Origin of the sequence: Streptomyces sp. NPDC048751 (genome assembly GCF_043198595.1) — a bacterium.
Lineage (GTDB): Bacteria > Actinomycetota > Actinomycetes > Streptomycetales > Streptomycetaceae > Streptomyces.
The window spans coordinates 189,958-214,908 of the sequence record NZ_JBICUX010000008.1 but is presented as its reverse complement, the minus strand read 5'-3'; the positions used below and the strand labels follow the sequence as shown (position 1 = coordinate 214,908).

Genomic DNA, 24,951 nt, shown 5'->3' with positions numbered 1-24,951 from the left:
CCCACCTCACCCCGGCCGGGGGCCTCCCCGGCGCGCCGTACGCTGGCCCTGATGAGACGTCGTACCCCTCCCCCGCCCTCCCCACTGCCGCAGCGCGACGGGATCGATCCGGTGCGGGTGCGGTTGCCCGGGGAGGGCGCGTGGGCCACGGTGCGGGAGCATCTCGTGGAGAGGCTCACGGGGGCGGGGCCCGGGGTGGTCGACGGGATGTTCGACGCGGGACTGGTCGTCGGGGCGGACGGGCGGGCGGTGGCGCCGGACGCGGCCTATGTGCCGGGGATGTTCGTGTGGTTCCACCGGGACCTGCCCCCCGAGGTGCCCGTGCCGTTCCCCCTCGAGGTGGTGCACCGCGACGAGCACATCGTCGTCGTCGACAAGCCGCACTTCCTCGCCACCACCCCGCGCGGCGGCCACGTCACCCAGACCGCCCTCGCCCGGCTGCGCCGCGAGCTGGAGATCCCCACGCTCGGCGCAGCGCACCGGCTGGACCGGCTCACCGCCGGTCTCGTGCTGTTCACGGTACGACCCGAGGAACGCGGCGCCTACCAGACGCTGTTCCGCGACCGGCGGGTGCGCAAGGAGTACGAGGCCGTCGCCCCGTACGATCCCGCGCTCGCGCTGCCCCGGACCGTACGCAGCCGGATCGTGAAGGAGCGCGGCATCCTGACCGCGCTCGAGGTCGCGGGCGAGCCGAACGCCGTCACCCACGTGGAGCTGGTCGAGCACCGGCCGGAGGGCCTGGCGCGCTACCGGCTGGTGCCGGCCACCGGCCAGACCCATCAGCTGCGCGTGCATCTGAACGCGCTGGGCGTGCCCATCCTCGGTGACCCGCTGTATCCCGTGGTGACCGACCCCGTGCCGGCCGGTGACTTCCGGCGACCCCTGCAACTGCTGGCACGGGCGCTGGAGTTCACCGATCCGGTCACGGGAGTGGAGCACCGCTTCCGCAGCGGTCGGACACTTCAGGCGTGGTCCTCGTACACGACCTGGTCCAATCAGTAACCGCGCCACCAGCGCACGAGGCGGCGCCAGGCACCCGGCCCGCGGGTCGGCTCCGGGTACACCGTCGGCTCGGGCTGCGGGGGCGCCACCTGCGTGGGGGCCGGTGCGGGGGCGGAGACCGGGGTGGACGCCGGTGCCGGCAGGGGCGCCGACACGGGCTGCGGATCCGTGGTCACCTGCCAGGCGGGCCGCGGCGCCGGGACCGCGCCGTGGCTCGGCTTCTGCATGATGTCCTGCGGCGGCTGCGGCGCGAACCGCACCGGCAGCTCCACCAGATGGCGCGAGGCGATCGAGGTGGTCCAGCGCAACTCGTCCTGGTCGCAGTCGAGTCGGACGTCCGGCATGCGCATCAGCAGCGCGTCGACGCCGACCTCGGTGATGGCGCGGCCGATGTCCTGGCCGGGGCACTCGTGAGGTCCTGCGCCGAAGGCGAGGTGGGAGCGGTTGCCCATCATGCTGGCGGACAGGTCGGGCCGTACCCGGGGGTCGATGTTGCCCGGTGCCGGGGCGAAGAGCAGTCCGTCGCCCTTGCGGATGCGTTGGCCGCCCAACTCCGTGTCCTGTTTGGCGAAGTAGCCCAGGATCGCGCTGAACGGGGGTTCGTCCCACAGGGTCTGCTCCACGGCCTCCCCCACGGTCATCTGGCCGCCGTTGAGCCGGGCGACGAAGCCCGGGTGGGTGAGGACCATGCGCAAGGTGTTGGACAGCAGGTTGACGGTGGCCTCGTAGGCGGCGAAGAGCACCAGGCGCAGGTGCTCCCTGACCTCGTCGTCGGTGAGGCGGGCCGGGTGGGCGATGAGGTGACTGGTGAAGTCCTCACCGGGCTGGGCACGGCGACGGGCGGCGGCCCGGCTCAGCACCTCCATGACGTAACCGTGGCTGGCGATCGCGGTCTTGGTGCCCTTGAGGGCGTCGCGGGCGGCCTGCACGAGCCGGTCGTTGTACTCGTCGGACATGCCGAGGACCTCGCACATGATGGCCATCGGCAGGTGCTCGGTGAACTGGCTGACCAGGTCGGCGCTGCCCTTCTCGCAGAACTCGTTGACCAGCAGCTGGGTGTAGCGGTTGATGTGTCGGCGCACACCGCGGTGGTCGATCGTCGAGATGGCGCCGAGGACCGCGCCGCGCAGCCGCAGGTGTTCGTCGCCCTCGGCGTGGGAACAGATGGGCTGCCAGGCGATGTGCGGCATCAGGGGGTGGTCGGGCTTGACGGCGCCGTCCAGCAGCGGGGTCCAGACGCGGCTGTCGCGGGTGTACACCGACGGCGTGCGCAGCATCTGGAGGTTCTCGGAGTGGCCGAGGACCACCCACATCGGCACGTCGTCGTGGAGCAGCGCGGGCGCCACCGGCCCGTGTTCGTCGCGGAGTTCCTCGTAGAGCTCCCCCAGGTCCTCCGCCTCGGGGCCGTAGAGCCGCCTGAGTCCCCCGGGGCCGCGGTCGTGGGCGGGGCAGCCGGGGGGCGGATCGAGAGTGAGGTCGTCCGTACCGGTCGAGGAGTGGTGTTCAGGCGTCACAGGGGTCGCTTTCGAAGCAGAGCGGATCTGGGGGAGGGCGTACGGGTGTCAGGTGAGGCTGCCGGAGAGCGCCAGGGAGTGCAGGAAGCGCATCAGCGTCATCAGGACGTCACGGCTGGAGGCGCGCCGGCGGGCGTCGCACTCCACGATCGGGACCTCCGGCGGCAGGTCGAGTGCGGCGCGGAGGTCCTCGACGGGGTAACGGGGGCCGTCGGGGAAGGTGTTGACGGCGACCACGAAGGGCACTCCGCGCTCCTCCAGCCTGCCCATGACGTCGAAGCTGACCTCCAGGCGGCGGGTGTCGAGCAGGACGACCGCGCCTAGCGCGCCCTCGAACAGGCCGTTCCACAGGAACCAGAAGCGTTCCTGGCCGGGGGTGCCGAACAGGTACAGCACGAGTTGTTCGGTGATGCGGATGCGGCCGAAGTCCATGGCCACGGTGGTGGCGGTCTTGGTCTCGGAGCCGTAGTTGTCGTCGACCCCGACCCCGGCCTCCGTCATGGTCTCCTCGGTGGTCAGCGGCTTGATCTCGCTGACCGAGCCGACCATGGTCGTCTTGCCGACTCCGAAGCCGCCCACGATGACGATCTTCGCCGCGGCCTGGGTCGACTGCGGCAGATGGTCCTCGGCCCGTGGGCCGGGGATGGTGTCAGAGCCTTTGAAGTCCATGCATCACCGCTTCGAGGAGGGAACGGTCGGGGATTTTCTGGCGGACGATCGGGGCGCGCGCGTGGACCAGTTCCGTCGCCAGCATCTCGGTGAGCAGCACGGTCACCACGCTGAACGGCAGCTTGAGGTAGGCGGACACCTCCGCCACGGACAGCGGGTTGGCGCACAGCCGCAGCACGGCCGCCTGCTCGGGGGTGACGGAGGAGGGCGGGTCGGCGTGCGCCACCATTAAGGTCACCAGGTCCATGGGGGCGCGCTCGCCGTCGGGCCCCGTGATGACGTACAGCCGCTCCGGCTGTTTGCCCTCGCCCTCCTCGGGAGGCTGCGGCGGGGGCTGTTCGACGGGCTGTCGCCGCTGACGTTGTGGAGGCGTCATACGGTCTGCCCGTTGCGTCGGGGCGGGCTGGTGAGATGGCTGCCGATGCGGACGACGAGGTCGCGCATCATCGCGCTCATCCGGCCGGGTTCGCAGGTCACGTCGGAGAGGACCGCGAGGTAGGCGTTGGCGCCGGCGGACATCAGGTAGAAGTAGCCGCCCTTCATCTCGATGACGACCAGGCTCATGTCGCCGGTGACGCTGGGGATCTCGTCGGAGACGGCGCTCGCCAGGCTCTGCATGCCCGCGCACGCCGCGGCGACCCGGTCGGCGGCGTCGGGGTCACCGCCGTAGCGGGCGATGCGCAGTCCGTCGGCCGACAGCACCACGATCATGTGGATGCCCGGTACACCGTCGTCCAGCTGCTTGAGAATCCAGTCCAGGTTGCCTCGCTGCTGGATCACTTGAGGTCCCCCTCGTCGTCGGTGTCGGTCCTGCCCAGAGGCGAGTTCTTGAGCAGATGGGTGTACGCGGTCGGATTGCGGGTGAAGTCGGTCGGGTGGACGCCCGGGTTGTCCTTCTTCAGGCCCTCCCAGAAGGCCTCGACCCACATGCCGGGGGGCGGGCCGTCGTCCTCGGGCTCGGGCTCGGGTTCGGCCTGGCGCTGGTGCTTGGTCCAGATGTCCTCCTTGCCCTCGCGCTCGAGCCGCTCGGACTCGGCCATCTCGGCGTAGCGCTGGGACAGGGGGGTCTTCATGCGGCTGCGGCGCTGCGGCAGGCCCTTGTCGGTCCACTCGGTGACCTCGGGGATCTCGTCCTCCATGGGGACCGAGGCCGGGATCTTCGGGCTGGTGGGGCGGCGCTTCTTCGGCCGGCGCTTGGGGCCCTCGACCGCGTCGGGGCCGACCGTGGGCAGGGAGGTGGCGCCGATGCCGTGGGCGTAGCCGGAGGCCGGGGCGTCGGTGAGCATCTCGCTCGGAATGATGAGGACGGCGCGGACCCCGCCGTACGCGGAGGCCCGCAGCGAGCACTGGAGGTTGAACTGCGTGCACAGGCGGCCGACGATCGCGAGGCCCAGGCGCGGGGTGCTGTCGTTCATGTCCTGGATGGCGACACCGGCCTTGGCGGCCTCCAGCATGCCCTCGACCTTGGCGCGGGACTCGTCGGTGAGGCTGACGCCCGCGTCCTCGATCTCGACGGCGATGCCGGTCTGCACCTCGGTCGCGTTGACGTGCACCTTGCTCGTCGGCGGCGAGTAGCGGGTGGCGTTGTCGAGGAGTTCGGCGGCCGCGTGGATGACCGGCTCGACGGAGATGCCGCGGATGTTGACCTTGGCGATGGAGTCCAGCGAGATGCGGGGGTACTCCAGGATCCGGGACATGGCGCCGCGCAGCACGCTGTACAGCGGCACGGGCTGGGGCCACTGGCGGCCGGGGCGGCCGCCGCCGAGCACGGCCACGGAGTCGGCGAGCCGGCCGATCAGGGCGTTGCCGTGGTCGATGCGCAGGAGGTCGTCGAAGACCTCGGGGTTGCGGCCGTGGTCCTCCTCCATCTCGCGGAGTTCCTTGGCCTGTTGGTGGACGATCGCCTGGACGCGGCGGGCGATGCTGACGAAGGAGCTCAGCGCGGAGTCACGGATGTTCTCCTCCATGTCGACGATCGCGAGCACGGCCCTGATCACCTCGCGGTGTCCCTCGGGGAGGTCCTTGAAGGAGGGCTCGTACTCCGCCAGTTGCAGCATCACCTCCCTGGGTGAAAAGCCGCGCTTCATCCGCTGGAGCGCGCTGGGCAGCAGTTCGTGCCCGAGGAGGTTGCTCTCCGCCTCACTGGCGGCGATGCGCTGGTGGAGGTGCGCAATCTGCTGGGCGTGCTCCGCGCGGAGGTTGCGCATCTGCCGGCCTCGGCGCACCGCCTCGGCCGCCGCCGCGATCACCAGGACGGTGGCTGTGGCTCCGCACACGCCGACGGCGATCCGGGCCGGCTCCGCCACGAGCGCGACGGCGGCCCCGGTGGCCGCGGCCATCAGTATCGCGGGGAACAACAGCACGCGCGCGTAGGGAAGTTCACGGCGTCCGGGTGGGGATTGAACACTCACCATGTGGGCCCTCTGAAACGAGTCGGCTGGGGATCGGTGGAGCTTGCAGGGGGGTGTGTCATACAAACGCTCCGGATCTTCGAGAAGATTCGGGAACAAACGCACGAATATGCTCAACTCGGTGCGCTGCGGGCGAGCTTAGTCCGACCGGATCAACGCTGTGTCATATTCGGCAAGCACCTGAAACCGGGCCCGCAAGGGGAGTACGCTCGGCCGTTTTGCACGCAGAGCCTTCGATCGAACACGGAACGTCACGGCGCACACGCATACGAAAGCCGCTCACCCCGAGGGGTGAGCGGCTTTGCGGGTGCCTCGGGTCGGCTCACCCCACCGACGAGTAAGCCACAACTCCCCGCAGCAACTGATCGACAGCCTTGCGCGCGGCCTTCGCCACGGTCGAGCCCTCCGCAGGAGCCGCCGCGGAGATCTGCCCGAGCACGTCGATCACCTGCTTGCACCACCGCACGAAGTCACCCGCCGGCATCTCCGCCTCGCGAAGCACCTCGTCGAGTCCCTTCCCGGAGGCCCACATGTACGCGGCCCAGGCGAACCCGAGGTCGGGCTCCCGCTGCCCGACTCCCTCGGTCTGGCTGATCCGGAAGTCCTCCTCCAGCGCGTCCAGCCGCCCCCAGATCCGCACCATCTCCCCCAACGCGGCCTTCGCCTTGCCGGACGGCAGCTTCGGCGCCATCGCGTCGTCCCCGACCCGCGCCTCGTACACCAACGCCGAGACGCACGCGGCGAGTTCGGCGGGGGCGAGCCCCTCCCAGACGCCGGCCCGCAGACACTCACTGGCCAGCAGATCGAGCTCGCCGTACAACCGCGCGAGCCGCTTGCCGTGCTCGGTGACCTCGTCGGCGCGCAGATAGTCCAGCTCGGTCAGCAGCGCCACGATCCGGTCGAAGGTCCGGGCGATCGTGTTCGTACGGCCCTCGATGCGCCGCTCCAGCTGCGAGGTGTCCCGCAACAGCCGGTGGTACCGCTCGGCCCAGCGCGCGTGGTCCTCCCGGTCGTTGCACCCATGGCAGGGATGCGCCCGGATCGCCGTGCGCAGCTGGGCGATCTCACGGTCGTCGGCGGCCTGCGAGCGCTTCTTGCGGGCCCTCTCCGGCGGAATGTGCCCGGCCTTGGTGCGCAGCGCGGAGGCGAGGTCCCGACGGGACTGCGGGGAACGGGGGTTGAAGGACTTCGGGATCCGCATCCGCTCCAACGCCTCGACGGGGACGGGGAAGTCCATCGACGCGAGCCGCTTGACCTGCCGTTCGGCCGTCAGCACCAGCGGGCGCGGCCCGTCGTGCTGCTCGAAGCCGCGGTGACCGTTGGAACGCCCCGCGGGCAGTCCCGGGTCCAGCACCAGCGCCAGACCCGCGTACTTGCCGGTGGGGACGTGGATGACGTCTCCCGGCTTCAGCTTCTCCAGCGCGACGGCCGCCTCGGCACGCCGCTGCGCCGCGCCCTGGCGGGCCAGCTCGGTCTCGCGGTCCTTGAGTTCGCGGCGCAACCGCGCGTAGTCCTCGAAGTCGCCGAGATGGCAGGTCATGGAGGCCTTGTAGCCTTCCAGCCCCTCCTCGTTGCGCTGCACCTGCCGGGAGATCCCGACGACCGACTTGTCGGCCTGGAACTGCGCGAAGGACGTCTCCAGGAGCTCGCGCGAACGGTGCCGGCCGAACTGCTCGACCAGGTTGACCGCCATGTTGTACGACGGCTTGAAGCTGGACCGCAGCGGATATGTGCGGGTGCCGGCGAGTCCGGCGAGGTGGTCGGGGTTCATCCCGCGCTGCCACAGCACCACGGCGTGGCCCTCGACGTCGATGCCGCGCCGCCCGGCCCGCCCGGTCAGCTGGGTGTACTCGCCCGGGGTGATGTCGGCGTGCTGCTCGCCGTTCCACTTGACGAGCTTCTCCAACACCACGGAGCGGGCGGGCATGTTGATGCCCAGCGCGAGCGTCTCGGTCGCGAACACGGCCTTGACCAGGCCGCGTACGAAGAGTTCCTCCACGACCTCCTTGAACGTCGGCAGCATGCCCGCGTGATGGGCGGCGATGCCGCGCTCCAGGCCCTCCAGCCACTCGTAGTAGCCGAGGACGTGCAGGTCCTCGGCCGGGATGGAGGCGGTGCGCTCCTCGACGAGCGCGCGCACCTTTTCGCGTGCCTCGTCGTCGTTGAGCCTGAGGCCCGCGTACAGGCACTGTTCGACGGCGGCCTCGCAGGCGGCGCGGCTGAAGATGAACGTGATGGCGGGCAGCAGGCCCTCGGCGTCGAGCCGTTCGATGACCTCCGGCCGGCTCGGCGTCCACACGCGGGAGCGCTGCCTGCGCTCGCGCTCGCGGTCGGCCTCGCGCATGGCGCGGCCGCGCCGGCGGTCCTGGTACGACGGGCGGCTGGCCTCCATGCGGGCCAGGCGCGCGAGGTCGGGGTTGACGGCCTTCTTGTGGCCCTCGCCCTCCTCGAACAGGTCGTACATCCGGCGCCCGGCGAGCACGTGCTGGAAGAGCGGCACGGGCCGGTGTTCGGAGACGATGACCTCGGTGTCACCGCGGACGGTGTCCAGCCAGTCGCCGAACTCCTCGGCGTTCGACACGGTCGCCGACAGCGACACGAGTGTCACGGACTCGGGCAGGTGAATGATCACCTCTTCCCAGACCGCGCCGCGGAAGCGGTCGGAGAGGTAGTGCACCTCGTCCATGACGACATGGCCGAGGCCGAGGAGGGTCTGCGAGCCCGCGTACAGCATGTTCCGCAGCACCTCGGTGGTCATCACGACCACCGGGGCATCGGAGTTGACGCTGTTGTCGCCGGTGAGCAGACCGACCTTGTCGCTGCCGTAACGGCGGCACAGGTCGGCGTACTTCTGGTTCGACAGCGCCTTGATGGGTGTCGTGTAGAAGCATTTCTTGCCCTGTCGGAGGGCGAGATGGACGGCGAACTCGCCCACGATCGTCTTGCCCGAGCCGGTGGGGGCGGCCACCAGCACGCCCTTCCCGCCTTCGAGGGCCTGGCAGGCCTCGATCTGGAAGGGGTCGAGGCCGAAGTCGTACATCTCGCGGAAGGACGCGAGCGCGGTGGCCTGCTCGACAGCGCGCCTACGGCTTGCCGCGTAACGCTCGGCCGGTGAGAGATCCTCTGTCATCGTGCTTTCGAGCGTACCGGGCCGCACTGACAACAGGACGATCATTATCCGGATCGATAGCTGTGAGACCCGGGGTTCACGCAGCTCACGGCCCTACGCCGGGGGCGCGCCGGGCAGATGTGGGCCCCCACACGCTCCTGGTGCTTCCGCCCTGGGGCGTGTTCCGCAACAGGCCCTGGACGCGAGAGCGGCCGGTGGCGCCACGAGGGCGCCCCGGCCGCGGTCCACGGTGAGTGGTGGTGGTGAACGGTGTCGGACTCAGGTCACGTCGTCGTAGCCGTTGACCCGGTCCGTGCTCGCCTGCTCGGGCAGGGCCCGGCTGGCGGAGATGGCCTCGACCTCGCCGATGTCCTCGGGGGTGAGGTCCAGATCGGAGGCCTCGTCGTCGGCGGGTCCCTCGGCCTCGCGTCGGCGGCGACGGCTGTCGTTCATCAGGGAGAAAGCCGTCGCGACGAAGTACAGGACCCAGATCGGCCCGGCCAGCGCCAGCATGGTCAGCGGGTCGGTGCTGGGTGTGGCCACGGCCGCGAAGACCGTGATGCCCATGATCATGCCCCGCCACCAGCCGAGCATCCGCTTACCGGACAGCACACCCGTCAGGTTGAGCATGACGAGAAGCAGCGGCAGCTCGAAGGAGAGACCGAAGACGAGCACCATACGGACGATGAGATCGAGCAGGTCGTCCAGCGGCAGCTGGTTGTCGAGGTCCGCCGGCGAGAAGTCGAGGAGCACCTTCGCCATGGTCGGCAGCGTCTTGTACGCGAAGAACCCACCGCCGAGGAACAGCGGTACGCCGGTGCCGACGAACGCGTAGGCGTACTTCTTCTCGTGCTGGTGCAGCCCGGGAGCGACGAACGCCCAGAGCTGGTAGAGCCAGACAGGCGACGCGAAGATCACGCCGGCCATCAGGGAGACCTTGAGGGCGAGCGTGAAGGGGGTGAGCAGGCCGTTCAGGACGATGCGGGCACAGGTACCGCTTCGTTGCTGCGCCAGCTCGGAGAGGGTCGACTTGCACCCCACCGAGCTCAAGATCGGGTTCGTGAAGAACTCGATGATGTCCTTGTAGAAGAAGGCGGCCACGATCGTGACGACGACGATCGCGAGAACGGCCCTCACGAGCCGGTTGCGCAGCTCACGAAGGTGATCGCCGAGGGGCATCCGCCCCTCGGGGTCCTTCTCCTGCTTGCGGGCAGACTTCAGCAACCCACGTTCCCATCTCGTGCGGCGGGCCGGAGGTCACCGGCCCTGCGTCAGCGCTTGGTCGTGTCCGTCGGCTCGCTGACCGGGCGGGAGCTGGTCACGTCGCCGGGAGCGGCCTGGATGGTGCGCTGGGCCGGGGGCTGCTCGCCGTCGTTGGGCGGGCCGGCCGGGGTCGAGGAGTTGCTGCCCTCGTCCTTCATCGCCTTGGCCTCGCTCTTGAGGATGCGCGCGGACTTGCCGAGCGAGCGAGCCATGTCGGGAAGCTTCTTCGCGCCGAACAGCAGGATGATGACGACGAGGATGAGAATGATCTCGGGGGCGCCGAGCCTTCCGAACATAAGTCTTTACCTTCTCACCGAGGCGGCTGGGTGGGGTGCTGTCCGACCGGTCGGACACTTGTCCGAACGATCGTGTTGCCAGCGATCGTAACGCTCAGGGGTAAACGTGAGGCAATCCCCGTGCGTACTCCCGGTCAGCGGAACGGGCCTCGTTTTCCGTGCCGCGACCAGCAGCGTACCTGCCGAGGCCGTCAAGTTGACAGGTCGAAGTGGCCCAAAACGCATGGATCACAGGACTCACAGCGGACGGCGTCCCCGTCACAGGGAATCGACAGCGCGTGCGGCACTGGCCGTCGCCCGCTCCAGGTCCTCCGCCGCCCTGTTGATGCGTCGCGCGGAATCGGTCACCTGCCGCCCCAGCCGCTGCGCCTCCACGAAGACCCGCACCGCGAGCACACCGAGAACGGCGAGACCCAGGAAACCCACAGCAACAGCGAACATCGGCCAGAACATGACGCCGAGCCTAGACGGTGCTACAGCGTGGAGTGCAGGCGCAGGGTGCGGACACCGCCGCCGGTCAGCAGTTCCACGATCCGCTCACCGGCCGGCTTGCGGACGGACGCGCCGCAGTCGGGGCAGGTGAAGGAGTAGAAGGTGGTGCGGCTCGTGGCGCCGATGGCCAGGCGCAGGGCGCTCGCGGCGAGCTCGAAGCGGCCCCGGCAGTCCGGGCAGCCGGCCCGGAACACCACGGGAGCCACGCTCCTCATCCCCGCGAACGCGGAGGCCACCGACATGCCCACACCCGACGAAGCCGACTCGCTCAAAGCCCCTGCTCCTGCCTGTCGAACTGCCCGTCGTACCCACCGTGGTACTGCTCGCCGTGCTGGCGGCCATCCTGGCCGCCATGCTGCTCGCCGGGGCCCTGACGGCCCGCGTACGGCTCCTGCGCCTCGACCCCGTCGTACGCCGCCAGCGCCTCGCGGGCGGCCTGCCGGGCGCTGTCGGCCAGGCCCTGCGGCGAGACGATCCGGCCGTCGCGCCCGAGCCGCAGCGCCAGACGCCTGAGCGAAGCGGGGTCGGGGGTGCGCAGGGTAATACGCAGCCCGCCGTCGGAAAGCTCATCCGCGCTGTCGTGCGGGTAGTACTCGGCGACCCAGCGCCCGCCCGGGCCGACCTCGACCACGACCTCCGGGTCCTCGGCGGCGGGCTGCACCAGCGCCTCCGACAGGTCCCGCAGCTCGATCTCCGGCGGCGCGGACGGCTCGTCGAGGACCTTGATCTCGGCGACCCGGTCCAGACGGAAGGTGCGGCGCGCCTCCGAGCGGTAGCACCAGCCCTCCACATAGGTGTGGCCGACGCTGACCAGGCGGATCGGGTCGATCTCGCGCTCGGTGACCTCGTCGCGGGCGGGTGAGTAGTAGCGGATCCACAGCCGTCGGCGCTCGGAGATCGCCCGGTCGACGTCGGCGAAGACACCGCCCTCGGACTCGAACGTCACCGACAGCCGCGCGCTGGCGCCCGCCGCCTCACCGGCTGCCGCCTCCACCTTGGCGGTGGCCCGCAGCAGGGCCTGCCGGTCGCTCTCGCGCAGGCCCGGCAGGGTCGACACGGCCCGGGCCGCCACCAGCAGCGCGGTCGCCTCGTCGGCGGCCAGCCGCAGCGGCTCGGCCGCCTCGGCCGCGAGGGCGGCCGGGTTGTGCCACCAGATGCGCTCGCCGTCGGTGTCGATGTCGAGCAGGTCGCCACCGCGGAAGCTGGTGCCGCACATGGGCAGCACGTCGAGGTCCGAGACCAGCTCGTCCTCGGTGATCCCGAAGGCACGCGCGACGTCCTCGATCCGGGCGCCGGGGCGCTCCCTGAGATACGTCACCAGGGAGAGCATCCGCCGGGTCTGGTCGATCGCGTTCGTGGGCCTGACCGGTTTGCCTGCCACTGTCTTGTCCGCTCCCCCTCAGCCCTTGGCCACGGCCCGTAGCCGGTCGACCACGTCCGCCCGCAGCTCCGCCGGCTCCAGGACCACCACGTCGGGCCCGAACTCCACCAGCCACGCGTCCAGACCGTGCCCGTACGGAATCTCCAACTCGTCCCAGCCGTTCCCGAGTTCCCGCACCGAGGCGGCCTTCGCCCGCAAGGGGTAACCGGCGTCGGAACGCAGCCGGATCAGCGCGCTGCGGTCGGCGGTCTCCCCCGCCCAGCTCGCGACGGTCTCACGGACGGTGACCACGTCGGGCACCTCGGCGGTGAACCGGGCGCCCCGCGAACGCACCTTGCCGGTGATCCGGGAGAGCCGGAACACCCGCTCGGCCCCGCGGTCGCGGTCCCAGCCCGCCAGGTACCAGTGGCCACGCCAGCACTCCAGCGCCCACGGCTCCACATGACGGGGCTCGGGATGGGCGGCGTTGGCCTTGCGGTAGTCGAAGACGACCGGACGCCGGTCGCGACAGGCCAGCATCAGCGGCTCGAAGGCGGCCTCGTGCACCGGGATACGGGGCTCCAGCGCGCCGTGCGCCTCATAGGGGTCGACGTCCTCGGGCAGCCCCGCCGCACGCAGCTTCTGCAGGGCGCCGCTGGCCGCGCCGGCCAGCCGGGCCTGCTGCCACACCTTGGCGGCCAGGCCCAGGGCGGCGGCCTCCTCGGCGTCGAGGGTGATGGGCGGGAGACGGTTGCTGTCACGGCGGGCCATGTAGCCGACCTCGCCGTCGAGGTTCTCCACGGTCTCGATGACCAGGCCCAGCTCGCGCAGGTCGTCCTTGTCCCGCTCGAACATCCGGTTGAAGGAGTCGTCGCTGCCGGCCGCGCCCTTCCCCGGCCTGAAGGCCTCGGCGTAAGCCTCGATGGAATCGCGCAGCTCACGCTTGCTCAGCGGCCGCCGGGTCCCGAGCAGACACAGCGCCAGGTTCATCAGCCGCTCTGCCTTGGCAATGGCCATCGACGCCCTTCGCCTTCCTTATGGTGCTTACGAGCGACGACCGTACCGCTCCGCGGTACCGAGACAAAAGCCGAGGGCCCATGCCCGGACAGGCATGGGCCCCAGGTGATCGGGTCCGGTCGGACGCCGCTCAGACTCCGAGCAGGTCCACGACGAAGATCAGCGTCTCGCCGGGCTTGATCGCCGGGGTCGGGCTCTGGTTGCCGTAGGCGAGGTGGGCCGGAATGGTCAGCTGGCGGCGGCCGCCGACCTTCATGCCCTGCACGCCCTGGTCCCAGCCCTTGATGACCCGGCCGCCACCCAGCGGGAAGCGGAACGGAGTGCCACGGTTCCAGCTGGCGTCGAACTCCTCGCCCGTGCTGAAGGCGACACCCACGTAGTGGACGGTGACGGTCTGACCCGCCTGCGCCACCGCGCCGTCGCCCTCCCAGATGTCCTTGATCTCGAGGTCCGCCGGGGGCTCGCCACCCGGGAAGTCGATCTCGGGCTTGTCGATGCTCACGTCTTCAGCTCCTGCTTCTGTGCGAAAAGGCAACGCCCACAGTCTTACACTTCCGGGCGATCACATCTTGGCGAGGATGTCCACGCTGAACACCAGCGTCGAGTCCTTGCCGATCCCACTGCCGGCCGGCGGGTTGTCGCCGTAGCCCAGGTCCGGCGGAACGACGATGAGGACCCGGCTGCCCACCTTCTTGCCGGTCAGCCCCTGCGCCCAGCCCTTGACGACCTGCTGCAACGAGAACGACGTCAGCGCCTTGCGGCTGTACGTGGAGTCGAACTCCTTGCCGTTGTCCCACAGCACGCCCTTGTACTGGACGAGGACGCTGTTCTCCGCCTTCACCTCTTCGCCGTCGCCCTCGATGACGTAGTTCGCCACGAGCTTCTTCGGCGCGGCGGCCTTGGGCACCTCGATCGAGGGCGCCTTGCCGTCGGTGTTCGTGCCGACCTTGGGCAGGTTCGCGTCGTTCTGGGCGACATCGGACCCCTTGGCCGAGCTCTTGGCGTTGAACGTGGCCTGGAGATCGACCACGAACACCAGCGTGTCGGTGCCCTTGATGCCCGCCTGCGCATTGCCGTTCTTGCCGTATCCCCAGGTCGGCGGAACGGAGAACTCGACCCGGCTGCCGGTCTTCTTGCCCGTGAGGGCGTAGCGCCAGCCGTCGATGATGCTGCCCGCGGCCAGCTGGATGACCAGCGGCGTCTTGCGGTCGTAGGAGTTGTCGAAGACCTTGCCGCTGGACCAGATCTGCCCCAGGTAGTTCGCCTGGATGTAGTCGTTCTCCGCGACCGTCTGACCGTTGCCCGCGATCACCGTCTTCACCGCGAGCTGGTCGGAGGGTTCACCGCTGCCCTTGGCGACCGTCGGTTTCTCGTTCAGCTTGGTACCCGCCGTGATGGCCGGCAGCGGACCGTCGACGATCTTCGGCGGCGGCGCGGCCGAGGTCTCCTGGGCGGACGGCGACGCGCTGTCGCTGGCCTTGCTCGAGTCGGACTTGTCGTCGCCGCAACCGGCGAGCGTGACCAGTCCCGCGGGAACGGCGGCAAGGATGAGTGAGCGTCGGCGCACGGTGAGAGCCTCGTAATCGGTCGATCTTGTTGATGGCGTGCGCGCAACTCTACGGCGTGAGAAGGGCGCCGTACGGGAAACGTACGGCGCCCGTGTTGCGTTCCGACAGAATCTCGCGGAACGTGTTCGCTCACATTCCGGCGATGAGCTTCTCCACACGGTCGTCGACCGAACGGAACGGGTCCTTGCACAACACGGTGCGCTGTGCCTGGTCGTTGAGCTTGAGGTGGACCCAGTCGACCGTGAAGTCCCGGCGCTGTTCCTGGGCCCTGCGGATGAAGTCACCGCGCAGCCTCGCCCGAGTGGTCTGCGGCGGAACCGACTTGCCCTCGAAGATCTTCAAGTCGTTGCAGATCCGCGCGGCCTGCCCCTTCTTCTCCAGCAGGTAGTACAGGCCACGACGACGGTGGATGTCGTGGTAGGCGAGGTCTATCTGCGCCACCCGCGGATGCGACATCGTCATGTTGTGCTTGGCCCGGTAACGCTCGATGAGCTTGTACTTCATCACCCAGTCGATCTCGGTGCCGATGCGGTCGAGATCCTCGGCCTCGATCGCGTCCAGCGTGCGGCCCCACAGCTCCAGCACCTGCTCCACCGTGCCGGTGCGGATACCGCGGCGCTCACAGAAGTCCACGGCCTTCTCGTAGTACTCCCGCTGCACCTCCAGCGCCGAGGCCTCCCGGCCACTGGCCAGGCGCACCTTGCGGCGGCCCGTGATGTCATGGCTGACCTCGCGGATCGCCCGGATCGGGTTCTCCAGGGTCAGGTCACGCATCACGGTGCCCGCCTCGATCATGCGCAGCACCAGGTCGGTCGCGCCGACCTTCAGCAGCATCGTCGTCTCGGACATGTTCGAGTCGCCCACGATGACGTGCAGGCGGCGGTAGCGCTCGGCGTCCGCGTGCGGCTCGTCGCGCGTGTTGATGATCGGCCGGGAACGGGTCGTCGCCGAGGAGACGCCCTCCCAGATGTGCTCGGCCCGCTGGCTCACGCAGTACACGGCACCACGCGGGGTCTGCAGGACCTTCCCTGCCCCGCACAGCAGCTGCCTCGTGACCAGGAACGGAATCAGGATGTCCGCGAGCCGGGAGAACTCCCCGTGCCGCGCCACCAGATAGTTCTCGTGGCAACCGTACGAGTTGCCCGCCGAGTCCGTGTTGTTCTTGAAGAGGTAGACGTCGCCCGCGATTCCCTCCTCGTGCAGGCGTCGTTCGGCGTCCACCAGGAGTCCCTCGAGAATGCGCTCGCCGGCCTTGTCGTGGGTGACCAGTTCGGTCACGTTGTCACATTCGGGTGTCGCGTATTCCGGATGTGAGCCCACGTCGAGATAGAGGCGGGCGCCATTTCGCAGAAAGACGTTACTGCTGCGGCCCCATGACACGACACGGCGGAAGAGGTACCGCGCCACCTCGTCAGGAGACAGGCGGCGCTGTCCCCTGAACGTGCACGTGACGCCGTACTCGTTCTCCAGCCCGAAAATGCGGCGGTCCATGACTGAACATTACGCCCGATCCCCTGAACTGAAACGGGGTTCGGCAGCACGGTTTGGATCATTTTCCGATGAAGCCGCAACCACCGCACCCACAGCGGGAGCTGCGAGTACCCGTCCCGTGGCCAGCAACACCAGCAACGACACGGCCCCCGCCGCACTCGGCACCGCGAAACCCCACAGCGCGCCACCGGCCTGGACCACCGGCCCGGCCAGACCCGTTCCCACCGACGCACCCACGCTGAACGTCGTCACAAGCCACGAGAACGCCTCGGTGACCGTTCCGCGCGGAGCGTGTCGGTCCACGATCACGAAGGCGCACGCGATGCAGGGCGCCAGGAACACCCCGGCGAGCGCCGCCAGCGCCGTCATGGCCACCACGCCGGGCATCGACGCCAGCGGCAGATAACACACCGCCAGAAGCGCCACCAGCACGCGCAGTCGCCGCTCCGGCACCCCCGGCCACGACCGCGCGCCGTACACCATGCCTCCCACGAGCGCGCCCAGCCCCAGAGCCGCCATCAACCAGCCGTACACCGCGTCACCGCCGTGATCGTCCGCGTACGACACCGCGGCGACCGCGATGGAACCCATCGCGATCCCCACGAACAGGAACGTGGCGAGCAGCGCCAGCAGGCCGGGCGAACGCAGCGCCCCCAGCCAGTGCGCCTCGCGCGGAGCCGAGCGCCACGCGCGCGAGGGCGGCGAGACGACCACGGAGAGCGCCCCGAGCACGCCGACGGCGTTCAGCACGAGCAGGGCGGCCTGCGCCGACCACAGCGACACGCACAGGGTCACCAGCAGCGGCCCCACGGTGAACATGACCTCCTGGGCCACCGCGTCCATGGCGTACGCCGTGTGCACCTGGTCCTCCCTGCTCAGGACCGACGGCCACAGCGCCCGCAGCCCGCCCTCCAGGGGCGGCGTGAACAGGCCCGCGGCCACCACCGCGGCGCAGGCGAGGGGCAGCGGGTCCGTGCCCGCAAAGGCGAACACGGCCGTCGCCAGCGCCGACGCCACGACGGCGGGCAGCTGGACGCGCGGCTGCCCGTACAGGTCCACGAGGCGGCCCAGCACCGGCTGCCCTATCGCGTTGGCGACGCCGTACACGGCCGCCAGCGCCCCCGCCAGGCTGTACGTACCGCCCTCCGCGCGCACGAACAGGACGATCGCGATGGGGGCCACCGCGTTGGGCAGCCGGCCCACGAGCGTTCCGACGAGCAGCCGCACGGCGTGCTTCGCCCTGAGGATCTCCAGGTACCCCGCGTGTCCCGCGGCCATCCGCTGCCCTCCGTCGGCTCACCCGAGGCTCGGCACCGGCCCCGAAGTTTTACGTATAACTTCCTCGCTCCATACGTACCATGTGCGCTGTTCGCCAGTCCATACGAAAGCGCAGGCCCACGGTGGCACGAGGTAGCACCCGCCCGACCAGCCGTGACGTGGCCCAGGCCGCGGGAGTCTCCCAGGCCGCGGTCTCCCTGGTCCTCGGCGACAAATGGCGCGGACGAGTCTCGGAACCGACGGCCGAGCGCGTACGGGAAGCGGCCCGAGAACTCGGCTACCGCCCCAACCTCGCCGCACGCAACCTCCGCCTGGGCCACACCCGGACCGTACTGCTCGTCGTCCCCGCCCTGACCACGGAGTTCTTCGCCGGCGTCTACACCGGCGCCGCACGAGTCGCCGCCGACCACGGCTTCGGCGTCGTCCTCTACCCCTCCCCCGAAGGCATCGGCCCCGCCCGCGACCCCTTCGCCTCCGCCCAGGCCGCCCTCGACGGCGTCATCGCCTCCTCCATGGCCGCCGACGCCCTCACCGCCATCCGCGGCGACCAACTCCCCCTTGTCATGCTCGACAGCGACCCCGACGGCAGCCTCGGCGCCGCCACCGTCAACCTCGACATCGCCGACGGCGCACGACAGGTCGCCGACCACCTGCTGGACCTCGGCCACCGCCACTTCCTGCACCTCGCGGCCGACGTGGCCTCCTGGACCTTCGACGTACGCGCGCGTGCCCTCGCCGAACGACTCGCCGCTGCACCGGGAACATCCCTGCGCACGGCGTACGCCCCGATCACCATCGACGGCGCCCACACGGCCGCCGAGGCCGCCCTGACCGCCCCCGGCCCCCGCCCCACCGCCCTGGTCTGCGACGACGACAAACTGGCAGCCGGCGCCTACAAGGCCATCCGCCGCCTCGGACTGCGCATCCCGGACGACATCTCCGTCACCGGCGTCGACGACCTCGCCCTGGCCACCGCCCTCGACCCCGAACTCACCACCGTCCGCCTCGACGCCGAGCTCTTCGGCGAACGCGGCATGCGAGCCCTCCTGGCCGTCCTGGAGGCCCGCACACCGGACCACGGTGACATCCCGGTGCAACTGGTCGTCCGGGCCTCCACAGCCCCACCCAGCGCCTCCTGAGGCGCACTACGCCCAGACCGGCCCCACAAAAACGCCCCGTGCCCCAGCCGAGTCGTCGGCGGGAGCACAGGGCGTCGTGTAGGGCCGGTGAAGCGGGGCGAGCCGGGTGAGGCTACTCCTCGTCGGAGTTCTCGTCGGAGCTCTCCGCCTCCGTCGCCGCGCCGTCGGTCTCCAGCAGGCGAGCCAGCTGGCGACCGACGATGCGCTTGAACTTGCGCTGCTGCGGACGCGTACGGTCCAGGACCGCCACCTCCAGGCGCTCGGCGGGAATCTCCCGCTCACCGCCGTTCGGCTCCCGCGACAACGCCTGGACAGCCAGCTTGAGCCCCTCCGCGAGACTCATGCCGTCCCGGTGACGCTGGTCGAGATAACTACTGATCTGTTCGGCGTTGCCGCCGACCGCGACCGAGCCGTGCTCGTCCACGATCGACCCGTCGTGCGGCAGCCGGTAGATCTGGTCGCCGTCCGGCGTCTCACCGACCTCGGCCACGACCAGCTCCACCTCGTACGGCTTCTCACCGGCCGAGGAGAAGATCGTGCCCAGCGTCTGCGCGTAGACGTTGGCGAGACCACGCGCGGTCACGTCGTCCCGGTCATAGGTGTAACCACGCAGGTCGGCATAGCGCACGCCGCCGATCCGCAGGTTCTCGTACTCGTTGTACTTGCCGGCCGCGGCAAAGCCGATCCGGTCGTAGATCTCGCTGAACTTGTGCAGCGCACGGGACGGGTTCTCGCCGACGAACACGATGCCGTCGGCGTACTGCAGCACGACCAGGCTGCGGCCACGGGCGATGCCCTTGCGGGCGTACTCCGCACGGTCGGCCATCGCCTGCTGGGGTGAGACATAGAACGGCGTCGACACCGGTTATCCGTCCCTTTCTGTGGAAGTCACTGGATCACCTTGCCAAGACAGACCGGCCGGCTACAGCAGCGCGGCCCGCGGACCGTCCGGCTGCTCGAGACGCCGCGCCAGGATCGAGCGGGCGATCTCGGAGGACTCGTCCTCGGTAAGCCGGCGGAAGCCGTCGTCGGTGATCACGGTGACGATCGGGTAGATCCGGCGGGCGACATCGGGACCGCCGGTCGCCGAGTCGTCGTCTGCCGCGTCATAGAGCGCCTGCACCACGAGCGTCGTGGCCTCGGCCTCGCTGAGGTCGTCACGGTAGAGCTTCTTCATGGCACCGCGCGCGAAGATCGAGCCGGAGCCCGTGGCCGCGTAGCCCTGCTCCTCGGAGCGGCCGCCCGTCACGTCGTAGGAGAAGATCCGGCCCTTGTCGCGGTCCACGTCGTACCCCGCGAACAGCGGCACCACGGCCAGACCCTGCATCGCCATGCCCAGATTGGAACGGATCATGGTCGACAGCCGGTTCGCCTTGCCCTCCAGCGACAGCTGGGCGCCCTCGACCTTCTCGAAGTGCTCCAGCTCCAACTGGAACAGCTTCACCATCTCCACGGCCAGACCCGCCGTACCGGCGATACCCACCGCCGAGTACTCGTCCGCCGGGAAGACCTTCTCGATGTCCCGCTGCGCGATGATGTTGCCCATCGTCGCCCGGCGGTCACCGGCGAGCACGACACCGCCGGGGAACGTCACGGCGACGATCGTCGTCCCGTGCGGCGCCTCGATCACGCCCTGGGTGGGCGGGAGCTGCCGGTTGCCGGGCAGCATCTCCGGCTGGTGCTCCGAGAGGAAGTCCATGAAGGACGAGGACCCAGGCGTCAGGAAGGCAGCTGGTAGACGCCCGGTGCTACGAGTGTTGGCTTCCACGCGATTCCTTCCACGTAAGCAGCAGCCCGCCTTATGGCATCGGGCCGATCCTTGAACTGCCCCAGTGCGGCGTTGCAGCTGAAGCACAGTACGCCACGGACCCTACCCGTGTTGTGGCAGTGATCCACATGTGCGGCCGGGGCCGACAAACATATGCAGCAGACGCCCCCTTGAGAGGCGATCAACTGGTCCCGCTCGGCTTCGGTGATGCCGTACTGGCGCTTGAGATGGTCGCGTCGCCCTCGCACGGCCCGGCAGGCCTTGCAGCGCGTCGACAAGCCGTCGGACGCCGTTGCATTGCGATGCCACTCACTGTGCGGCTTCACCTCGCCGCACGTCCGGCAGAGCTTGCGCCCTGCCGGGACCTCCACCTTCACGCGCACCGACTTGCCCATGGCCTCGCGACGGCGCCGGTAGTGCGCGGCGCTGTACTCCGCCACGCACTCCCGGCAGCGCACCTGGAGGCCGTCGACCCGATTCCTGTCCCGCGCGAATGCACCCGGAGCCAGGCTCCGCTTGCAGCCGGTGCATTCCTTGGCGTTCGGCTCGTCCGCCACCCGAATCCCGCGCAACCTTCACTTCGAAGGCAAAGTGGCCAATTCGCCTTTACTCGCCACCTTTTTGCACGAAGGACCTCACGAAATCCTCGGCGTTCTCCTCGAGTACATCGTCAATCTCGTCAAGAACCGAGTCCACGTCGTCGCTCAGCTTCTCCTGACGCTCCTTGAGGTCCTCCGAAGCCTGCGCGTCCGCGGTCTGCTCCTCGACCTCCTCCGTGGAGCGCGTCGCCTTCTGCTGGCCGCCGCCGGTGTCCTTGGTCGCCATAACCCTCACCCCGCTCAGTTGCCCGACATGGTCGACAGGTCGGCTTTCCTGCCGATCAGTGATGATCAGACCCTACAAGCCGGGTCTGACATCGGCCCCGCAGTTCTTACAACGAACGGGGGCCACTTCGATGATTCCCTGGCGGCAGGATTTCCACCCTGTCCGCCGGGTGTGGTCCGGTGCCCGCTCAGCTGCCGGACAACACCCTGACCAGGTCTTCTGCCGTGCGGCAGCGATCGAGGAGCTCCTTGACGTGATTTCGCGTTCCGCGTAGCGGTTCCAGGGTTGGAACCCGCTGGAGACTGTCGCGGCCGGGCAGGTCGAAGATCACCGAGTCCCAGGAGGCGGCCGCGACGTCGTCGGCGTACTGCTCCAGGCAGCGGCCGCGGAAGTACGCGCGTGTGTCCTCCGGCGGCTTCGCCCTCGCCCGGTCGACGTCCGCCTCGGTCAGCAGCCGCTTCATGCGTCCACGGGCCACGAGACGGTTGTAGAGGCCCTTCTCGGGCCGTACGTCGGCGTACTGGAGGTCGACGAGGTGCAGCCTCGCCGCGTCCCAGTCGAGGCTGTCACGGCGCCTGTAGCCCTCCATGAGCTCCCGCTTGGCGACCCAGTCGAGCTCGCCGGCGAGACTCATCGGGTCGCGCTCCAGACGGTTCAGGGTGTCCTCCCAGCGGGCGAGGACGTCCTTGGTCTGCTCGTCGACGTCGGCGCCGAAGCGCTCCTCGATGTACTTGCGGGACAGCTCGTAGTACTCCATCTGCAGCTGTACCGCGGTCAGTGTGCGGCCGCTGCGGAGGGTGACCAGGCGCTTCAGTGACGGGTCGTGCGAGACCTGGTGCAGCGTGCGTACGGGCTGGTCGACCGCCAGGTCCACGGCGATGAAGCCGTCCTCGATCATCGACAGGACCAGGGCGGTGGTGCCCAGCTTGAGGTAGGTGGAGATCTCCGAGAGGTTCGCGTCGCCGATGATCACGTGCAGGCGGCGGTACTTCTCGGCGTCGGCGTGCGGCTCGTCGCGTGTGTTGATGATGGGGCGCTTGAGTGTGGTCTCGAGGCCCACCTCGACCTCGAAGTAGTCGGCGCGCTGGCTGAGCTGGAAGCCGTGTTCGTGGCCGTCCTGGCCGATGCCGACGCGGCCTGCGCCGGCGAAGACCTGGCGGGAGACGAAGAAGGGCGTGAGGTGGCGCACGATGTCCGAGAAAGCGGTTTCCCGCTTCATGAGGTAGTTCTCGTGCGTGCCGTAGGAGGCGCCCTTGTTGTCGGTGTTGTTCTTGTAGAGGTGGATGGGCTGTGCCCCGGGGAGCTGGGCCGCTCGTTCGGCGGCTTCGGCCATGATCCGCTCGCCGGCCTTGTCCCAGAGGACGGCGTCGCGCGGGTTGGTGACCTCGGGGGCGCTGTACTCGGGGTGTGCATGGTCGACGTAGAGGCGCGCGCCGTTGGTCAGGATGACGTTGGCGAGGCCGATGTCCTCGTCGGTGAGCTGGCTGGCGTCGGCAGCCTCGCGGGCGAGGTCGAAGCCTCGGGCGTCCCGCAGCGGGTTCTCCTCCTCGAAGTCCCAGCGGGCCCGGCGTGCCCGGTGCATCGCCGCCGCGTAGGCGTTGACGATCTGGGACGAGGTGAGCATGGCATTGGCATTGGGGTGGCCGGGGACGGAGATGCCGTACTCCGTCTCGATGCCCATTACTCGCCGTACGGTCATGCGGCCCTCCTTGCCCGGCGGCGTCCTCGGTCGGGGACGCCGCTCAAGTACCGCTGGCGCTCCGGTGCGTGTGCGGTGCCCGTCCCCGCACTGCGCGACTCGGCGGTACCGAAGAGCCTAGAACGCCTTGGCGCTGGTGTGGAGATCATTTGCGTCATTGCCTTGCGCGCCTCTTGTCCGGTTGTCGCCCGAAAAAACAGTGGGCTGCGGGTACCCGGTGGGGGCACCCGCAGCCGCCCTGTCTTTTACAGGTACTGCCCGGTGTTCGCCACCGTGTCGATGGAGCGTCCGGTGTCCGCGCCCTGCTTTCCGGTGATGAGGGTGCGGATGTAGACGATCCGTTCGCCCTTCTTTCCGGAGATCCGGGCCCAGTCGTCCGGGTTGGTGGTGTTCGGCAGGTCCTCGTTCTCCTTGAACTCGTCCACGCATGCCTGGAGGAGGTGGGAGACGCGCAGGCCCTTCTGATTCTTCTCGAGGAAGTCCTTGATGGCCATCTTCTTGGCACGGCCCACGATGTTCTCGATCATGGCGCCGGAATTGAAGTCCTTGAAATAGAGGACTTCCTTGTCACCGTTGGCGTAGGTGACTTCCAGGAAGCGGTTTTCCTCGGATTCGGCGTACATGTGTTCCACGGCCGTCTGAATCATGCTGCCGACGGTGGTGGTCTTGTCGCCGCCGTGCTCGCCGAGGTCGTCCGAGTGGAGCGGAAGGCGCTCGGTGAGGTACTTGCCGAAGATGTCCTTGGCCGCTTCGGCGTCCGGACGTTCGATCTTGATCTTCACGTCGAGTCGGCCGGGCCGCAGGATGGCGGGGTCGATCATGTCCTCGCGGTTGGAGGCGCCGATCACGACCACGTTCTGCAGGCCCTCCACGCCGTCGATCTCGGCGAGCAGCTGCGGGACGATCGTGTTCTCGACGTCCGAGCTGACACCGGAGCCGCGGGTGCGGAAGAGGGACTCCATCTCGTCGAAGAAGACGATGACGGGGGTGCCCTCGCTGGCCTTCTCACGAGCACGTTGGAAGACGAGGCGGATCTGCCGCTCGGTCTCGCCGACGTACTTGTTCAGGAGCTCGGGGCCCTTGATGTTGAGGAAGAAGCTCTTGCCGGCGGCCTGGCCGGTGACCTCGGCGACCTTTTTGGCCAGCGAGTTGGCGACGGCCTTGGCGATGAGCGTCTTGCCGCATCCGGGAGGTCCGTAGAGCAGGACGCCCTTCGGGGGGCGCAGCTCGTGCTCCTTGAAGAGGTCCGGGTAGAGGTACGGGAGCTCGACCGCGTCGCGGATCGCTTCGATCTGGCCGCCCAGACCGCCGATCTGCTCGTAGCCGATGTCGGGGACCTCTTCGAGGACGAGTTCCTCGACCTCGCTCTTCGGTACGACCTCGTAGACGTAGCCGGACCTGGGTTCGAGCAGGAGGGCGTCGCCGGGGCGGATGGTGACGTCCAGCAGCGGCTCGGCGAGCCGCACCACCCGTTCCTCGTCGGTGTGCCCGAGCACCAGGGCGCGTTCGCCGTCCTCAAGGATCTCCTTGAGGGTGACGATGTCCCCGACGCGCTCGAATTCCATGGCCTCGACCACGTTGAGCGCTTCGTTGAGCATTACTTCCTGGCCGCGCCGGAGCTCTTCGAGCTCGACGCTGGGGCTGACGTTCACCCGGAGCTTGCGGCCCCCGGTGAAGATGTCGGCGGTGCCGTCCTCGTTCGCTGTGAGGAAGACGCCGAAGCCGGCCGGCGGCTGGGCGAGCCGGTCGACTTCTTCCTTGAGGGCCACGATCTGGTCGCGGGCCTCACGGAGTGTGTTGGCGAGTCGCTCGTTCTGGGCGGACACGCCGGCCAGGTTGGTCTGCAGCTCGACGATCCGCTCTTCGAGAATCCTCGTGTGTCGCGGAGAGTCGGCGAGCTTGCGTCGCAGGACGGCGATCTCCTGCTCAAGGTAGGCAATCTGCCCGGCCGGGTCGTCGGACCCGCGTCCCGGGCGGATGCCGCGGTTCATGTCGTCGTCGTGGGCTGCCACGGTCCTCACCTCCTCCAAGGGGAGCTGGACGCTTCCAG

General features: G+C 69.2%; 24 protein-coding genes. 2 read left to right on the top strand and 22 right to left on the bottom strand.

Annotated elements, in window-relative coordinates:
* Positions 1-51: 51 nt before the first annotated feature.
* Positions 52-1,002: an RluA family pseudouridine synthase gene (locus ACGFNV_RS25835; RefSeq protein ID WP_393625365.1), complete on the top strand. Its 951-nt coding sequence runs from the start codon at positions 52-54 to the stop codon at positions 1,000-1,002.
* Here ACGFNV_RS25835 and ACGFNV_RS25830 read toward each other — a convergent pair.
* From ACGFNV_RS25830 to ACGFNV_RS25755, 16 genes are all read right to left on the bottom strand, one after another.
* Positions 996-2,516, bottom strand: coding sequence for a cytochrome P450 (locus ACGFNV_RS25830; RefSeq protein WP_393625364.1), 1,521 nt, complete (start codon positions 2,514-2,516; stop codon positions 996-998). The genes ACGFNV_RS25835 and ACGFNV_RS25830 overlap by 7 nt on opposite strands.
* 48 nt (positions 2,517-2,564) lie before the next feature.
* Positions 2,565-3,185 carry an ATP/GTP-binding protein gene (locus tag ACGFNV_RS25825; RefSeq protein WP_393625363.1) on the bottom strand — a complete coding sequence of 207 codons (621 nt, stop codon included), beginning with the start codon at positions 3,183-3,185 and terminating at the stop codon, positions 2,565-2,567.
* Complete coding sequence (locus ACGFNV_RS25820; protein ID WP_133929372.1) at positions 3,166-3,561, bottom strand: DUF742 domain-containing protein; 396 nt, start codon at positions 3,559-3,561, stop codon at positions 3,166-3,168. The genes ACGFNV_RS25825 and ACGFNV_RS25820 overlap by 20 nt, the downstream gene beginning before the upstream one ends.
* Entirely contained in the window at positions 3,558-3,965 is a 408-nt protein-coding gene (locus ACGFNV_RS25815; protein ID WP_133929371.1) for a roadblock/LC7 domain-containing protein, read from the bottom strand. Before ACGFNV_RS25815 ends, ACGFNV_RS25820 begins: the two co-directional genes overlap by 4 nt.
* On the bottom strand, positions 3,962-5,599 hold the full coding sequence (locus tag ACGFNV_RS25810; RefSeq protein ID WP_393625362.1) for an ATP-binding protein: 1,638 nt from the start codon (positions 5,597-5,599) through the stop codon (positions 3,962-3,964). The genes ACGFNV_RS25815 and ACGFNV_RS25810 overlap by 4 nt, the downstream gene beginning before the upstream one ends.
* A gap of 319 nt (positions 5,600-5,918) precedes the next feature.
* The gene (locus tag ACGFNV_RS25805) at positions 5,919-8,771 is read right to left on the bottom strand and encodes a DEAD/DEAH box helicase (RefSeq protein ID WP_393625361.1); all 2,853 of its coding nucleotides are present in this window, start codon (positions 8,769-8,771) and stop codon (positions 5,919-5,921) included.
* Positions 8,772-8,984: 213 nt separating this feature from the next.
* Positions 8,985-9,929 carry a twin-arginine translocase subunit TatC gene (gene tatC, locus ACGFNV_RS25800; RefSeq protein ID WP_393625360.1) on the bottom strand — a complete coding sequence of 315 codons (945 nt, stop codon included), beginning with the start codon at positions 9,927-9,929 and terminating at the stop codon, positions 8,985-8,987.
* A 47-nt stretch (positions 9,930-9,976) separates the two neighbouring features.
* Entirely contained in the window at positions 9,977-10,264 is a 288-nt protein-coding gene (gene tatA, locus ACGFNV_RS25795) for a Sec-independent protein translocase subunit TatA (protein WP_133929367.1), read from the bottom strand.
* A gap of 258 nt (positions 10,265-10,522) precedes the next feature.
* Positions 10,523-10,717, bottom strand: coding sequence for a hypothetical protein (locus tag ACGFNV_RS25790; RefSeq protein ID WP_393625359.1), 195 nt, complete (start codon positions 10,715-10,717; stop codon positions 10,523-10,525).
* Between the two features lie 20 nt (positions 10,718-10,737).
* Complete coding sequence (locus ACGFNV_RS25785) at positions 10,738-11,028, bottom strand: hypothetical protein (RefSeq protein WP_208299067.1); 291 nt, start codon at positions 11,026-11,028, stop codon at positions 10,738-10,740.
* A complete protein-coding gene (locus ACGFNV_RS25780) occupies positions 11,025-12,137 on the bottom strand; it encodes a helix-turn-helix transcriptional regulator (protein WP_393625358.1) in 1,113 nt (370 codons plus the stop codon). The genes ACGFNV_RS25785 and ACGFNV_RS25780 overlap by 4 nt, the downstream gene beginning before the upstream one ends.
* An 18-nt stretch (positions 12,138-12,155) precedes the next feature.
* Positions 12,156-13,133, bottom strand: a complete 978-nt coding sequence (locus ACGFNV_RS25775) for a helix-turn-helix transcriptional regulator (RefSeq protein WP_393625357.1) — start codon at positions 13,131-13,133, stop codon at positions 12,156-12,158.
* A 130-nt stretch (positions 13,134-13,263) separates the two neighbouring features.
* Positions 13,264-13,635, bottom strand: coding sequence for an FKBP-type peptidyl-prolyl cis-trans isomerase (locus tag ACGFNV_RS25770; protein WP_030053355.1), 372 nt, complete (start codon positions 13,633-13,635; stop codon positions 13,264-13,266).
* 60 nt (positions 13,636-13,695) lie between these two features.
* A complete protein-coding gene (locus tag ACGFNV_RS25765) occupies positions 13,696-14,700 on the bottom strand; it encodes an FKBP-type peptidyl-prolyl cis-trans isomerase (RefSeq protein ID WP_393625356.1) in 1,005 nt (334 codons plus the stop codon).
* Positions 14,701-14,830: 130 nt separating this feature from the next.
* The gene (gene pafA / locus ACGFNV_RS25760; protein ID WP_028801611.1) at positions 14,831-16,192 is read right to left on the bottom strand and encodes a Pup--protein ligase; all 1,362 of its coding nucleotides are present in this window, start codon (positions 16,190-16,192) and stop codon (positions 14,831-14,833) included.
* Between the two features lie 9 nt (positions 16,193-16,201).
* The gene (locus ACGFNV_RS25755) at positions 16,202-17,470 is read right to left on the bottom strand and encodes an MFS transporter (protein WP_393625355.1); all 1,269 of its coding nucleotides are present in this window, start codon (positions 17,468-17,470) and stop codon (positions 16,202-16,204) included.
* 122 nt (positions 17,471-17,592) lie between these two features.
* Between ACGFNV_RS25755 and ACGFNV_RS25750 the strand changes: the two genes are divergently transcribed.
* Positions 17,593-18,609 (top strand): LacI family DNA-binding transcriptional regulator, encoded by a 1,017-nt coding sequence (locus ACGFNV_RS25750; RefSeq protein WP_393625354.1) that lies wholly within the window; start codon positions 17,593-17,595, stop codon positions 18,607-18,609.
* Positions 18,610-18,721: 112 nt separating this feature from the next.
* On the opposite strand, the gene prcA is transcribed toward ACGFNV_RS25750, so the two are convergent.
* The 6 genes from prcA to arc all read right to left on the bottom strand — a co-directional run bounded on the left by prcA (position 18,722) and on the right by arc (position 24,913).
* Positions 18,722-19,471 carry a proteasome subunit alpha gene (prcA, locus tag ACGFNV_RS25745; RefSeq protein WP_393625353.1) on the bottom strand — a complete coding sequence of 250 codons (750 nt, stop codon included), beginning with the start codon at positions 19,469-19,471 and terminating at the stop codon, positions 18,722-18,724.
* Between the two features lie 60 nt (positions 19,472-19,531).
* The gene (gene prcB, locus ACGFNV_RS25740; protein WP_393625352.1) at positions 19,532-20,377 is read right to left on the bottom strand and encodes a proteasome subunit beta; all 846 of its coding nucleotides are present in this window, start codon (positions 20,375-20,377) and stop codon (positions 19,532-19,534) included.
* Positions 20,329-20,934, bottom strand: coding sequence for an endonuclease VII domain-containing protein (locus ACGFNV_RS25735; protein WP_393625351.1), 606 nt, complete (start codon positions 20,932-20,934; stop codon positions 20,329-20,331). Before ACGFNV_RS25735 ends, prcB begins: the two co-directional genes overlap by 49 nt.
* 49 nt (positions 20,935-20,983) lie before the next feature.
* The gene (locus ACGFNV_RS25730) at positions 20,984-21,202 is read right to left on the bottom strand and encodes a ubiquitin-like protein Pup (RefSeq protein ID WP_037670528.1); all 219 of its coding nucleotides are present in this window, start codon (positions 21,200-21,202) and stop codon (positions 20,984-20,986) included.
* A 187-nt stretch (positions 21,203-21,389) separates the two neighbouring features.
* Positions 21,390-22,901 (bottom strand): depupylase/deamidase Dop, encoded by a 1,512-nt coding sequence (gene dop, locus ACGFNV_RS25725; protein ID WP_393625350.1) that lies wholly within the window; start codon positions 22,899-22,901, stop codon positions 21,390-21,392.
* Positions 22,902-23,146: 245 nt separating this feature from the next.
* The gene (arc, locus tag ACGFNV_RS25720; RefSeq protein ID WP_133929357.1) at positions 23,147-24,913 is read right to left on the bottom strand and encodes a proteasome ATPase; all 1,767 of its coding nucleotides are present in this window, start codon (positions 24,911-24,913) and stop codon (positions 23,147-23,149) included.
* Positions 24,914-24,951: the final 38 nt, after the last annotated feature.

Excerpts from the sequence above, each read along its gene's own strand:
- ACGFNV_RS25835 (WP_393625365.1), top strand. The coding sequence starts at position 52 with ATGAGACGTCGTACCCCTCCCCCGCCCTCCCCACTGCCGCAGCGCGAC.
- ACGFNV_RS25825 (WP_393625363.1), bottom strand. The coding sequence starts at position 3,185 with ATGGACTTCAAAGGCTCTGACACCATCCCCGGCCCACGGGCCGAGGAC.
- ACGFNV_RS25820 (WP_133929372.1), bottom strand. The coding sequence starts at position 3,561 with ATGACGCCTCCACAACGTCAGCGGCGACAGCCCGTCGAACAGCCCCCG.
- ACGFNV_RS25810 (WP_393625362.1), bottom strand. The coding sequence starts at position 5,599 with ATGGTGAGTGTTCAATCCCCACCCGGACGCCGTGAACTTCCCTACGCG.
- ACGFNV_RS25805 (WP_393625361.1), bottom strand. The coding sequence starts at position 8,771 with ATGATCGTCCTGTTGTCAGTGCGGCCCGGTACGCTCGAAAGCACGATG.
- tatA (WP_133929367.1), bottom strand. The coding sequence starts at position 10,264 with ATGTTCGGAAGGCTCGGCGCCCCCGAGATCATTCTCATCCTCGTCGTC.
- ACGFNV_RS25790 (WP_393625359.1), bottom strand. The coding sequence starts at position 10,717 with ATGTTCTGGCCGATGTTCGCTGTTGCTGTGGGTTTCCTGGGTCTCGCC.
- ACGFNV_RS25775 (WP_393625357.1), bottom strand. The coding sequence starts at position 13,133 with ATGGCCATTGCCAAGGCAGAGCGGCTGATGAACCTGGCGCTGTGTCTG.
- pafA (WP_028801611.1), bottom strand. The coding sequence starts at position 16,192 with ATGGACCGCCGCATTTTCGGGCTGGAGAACGAGTACGGCGTCACGTGC.
- ACGFNV_RS25755 (WP_393625355.1), bottom strand. The coding sequence starts at position 17,470 with ATGGCCGCGGGACACGCGGGGTACCTGGAGATCCTCAGGGCGAAGCAC.
- ACGFNV_RS25730 (WP_037670528.1), bottom strand. The coding sequence starts at position 21,202 with ATGGCGACCAAGGACACCGGCGGCGGCCAGCAGAAGGCGACGCGCTCC.
- dop (WP_393625350.1), bottom strand. The coding sequence starts at position 22,901 with ATGACCGTACGGCGAGTAATGGGCATCGAGACGGAGTACGGCATCTCC.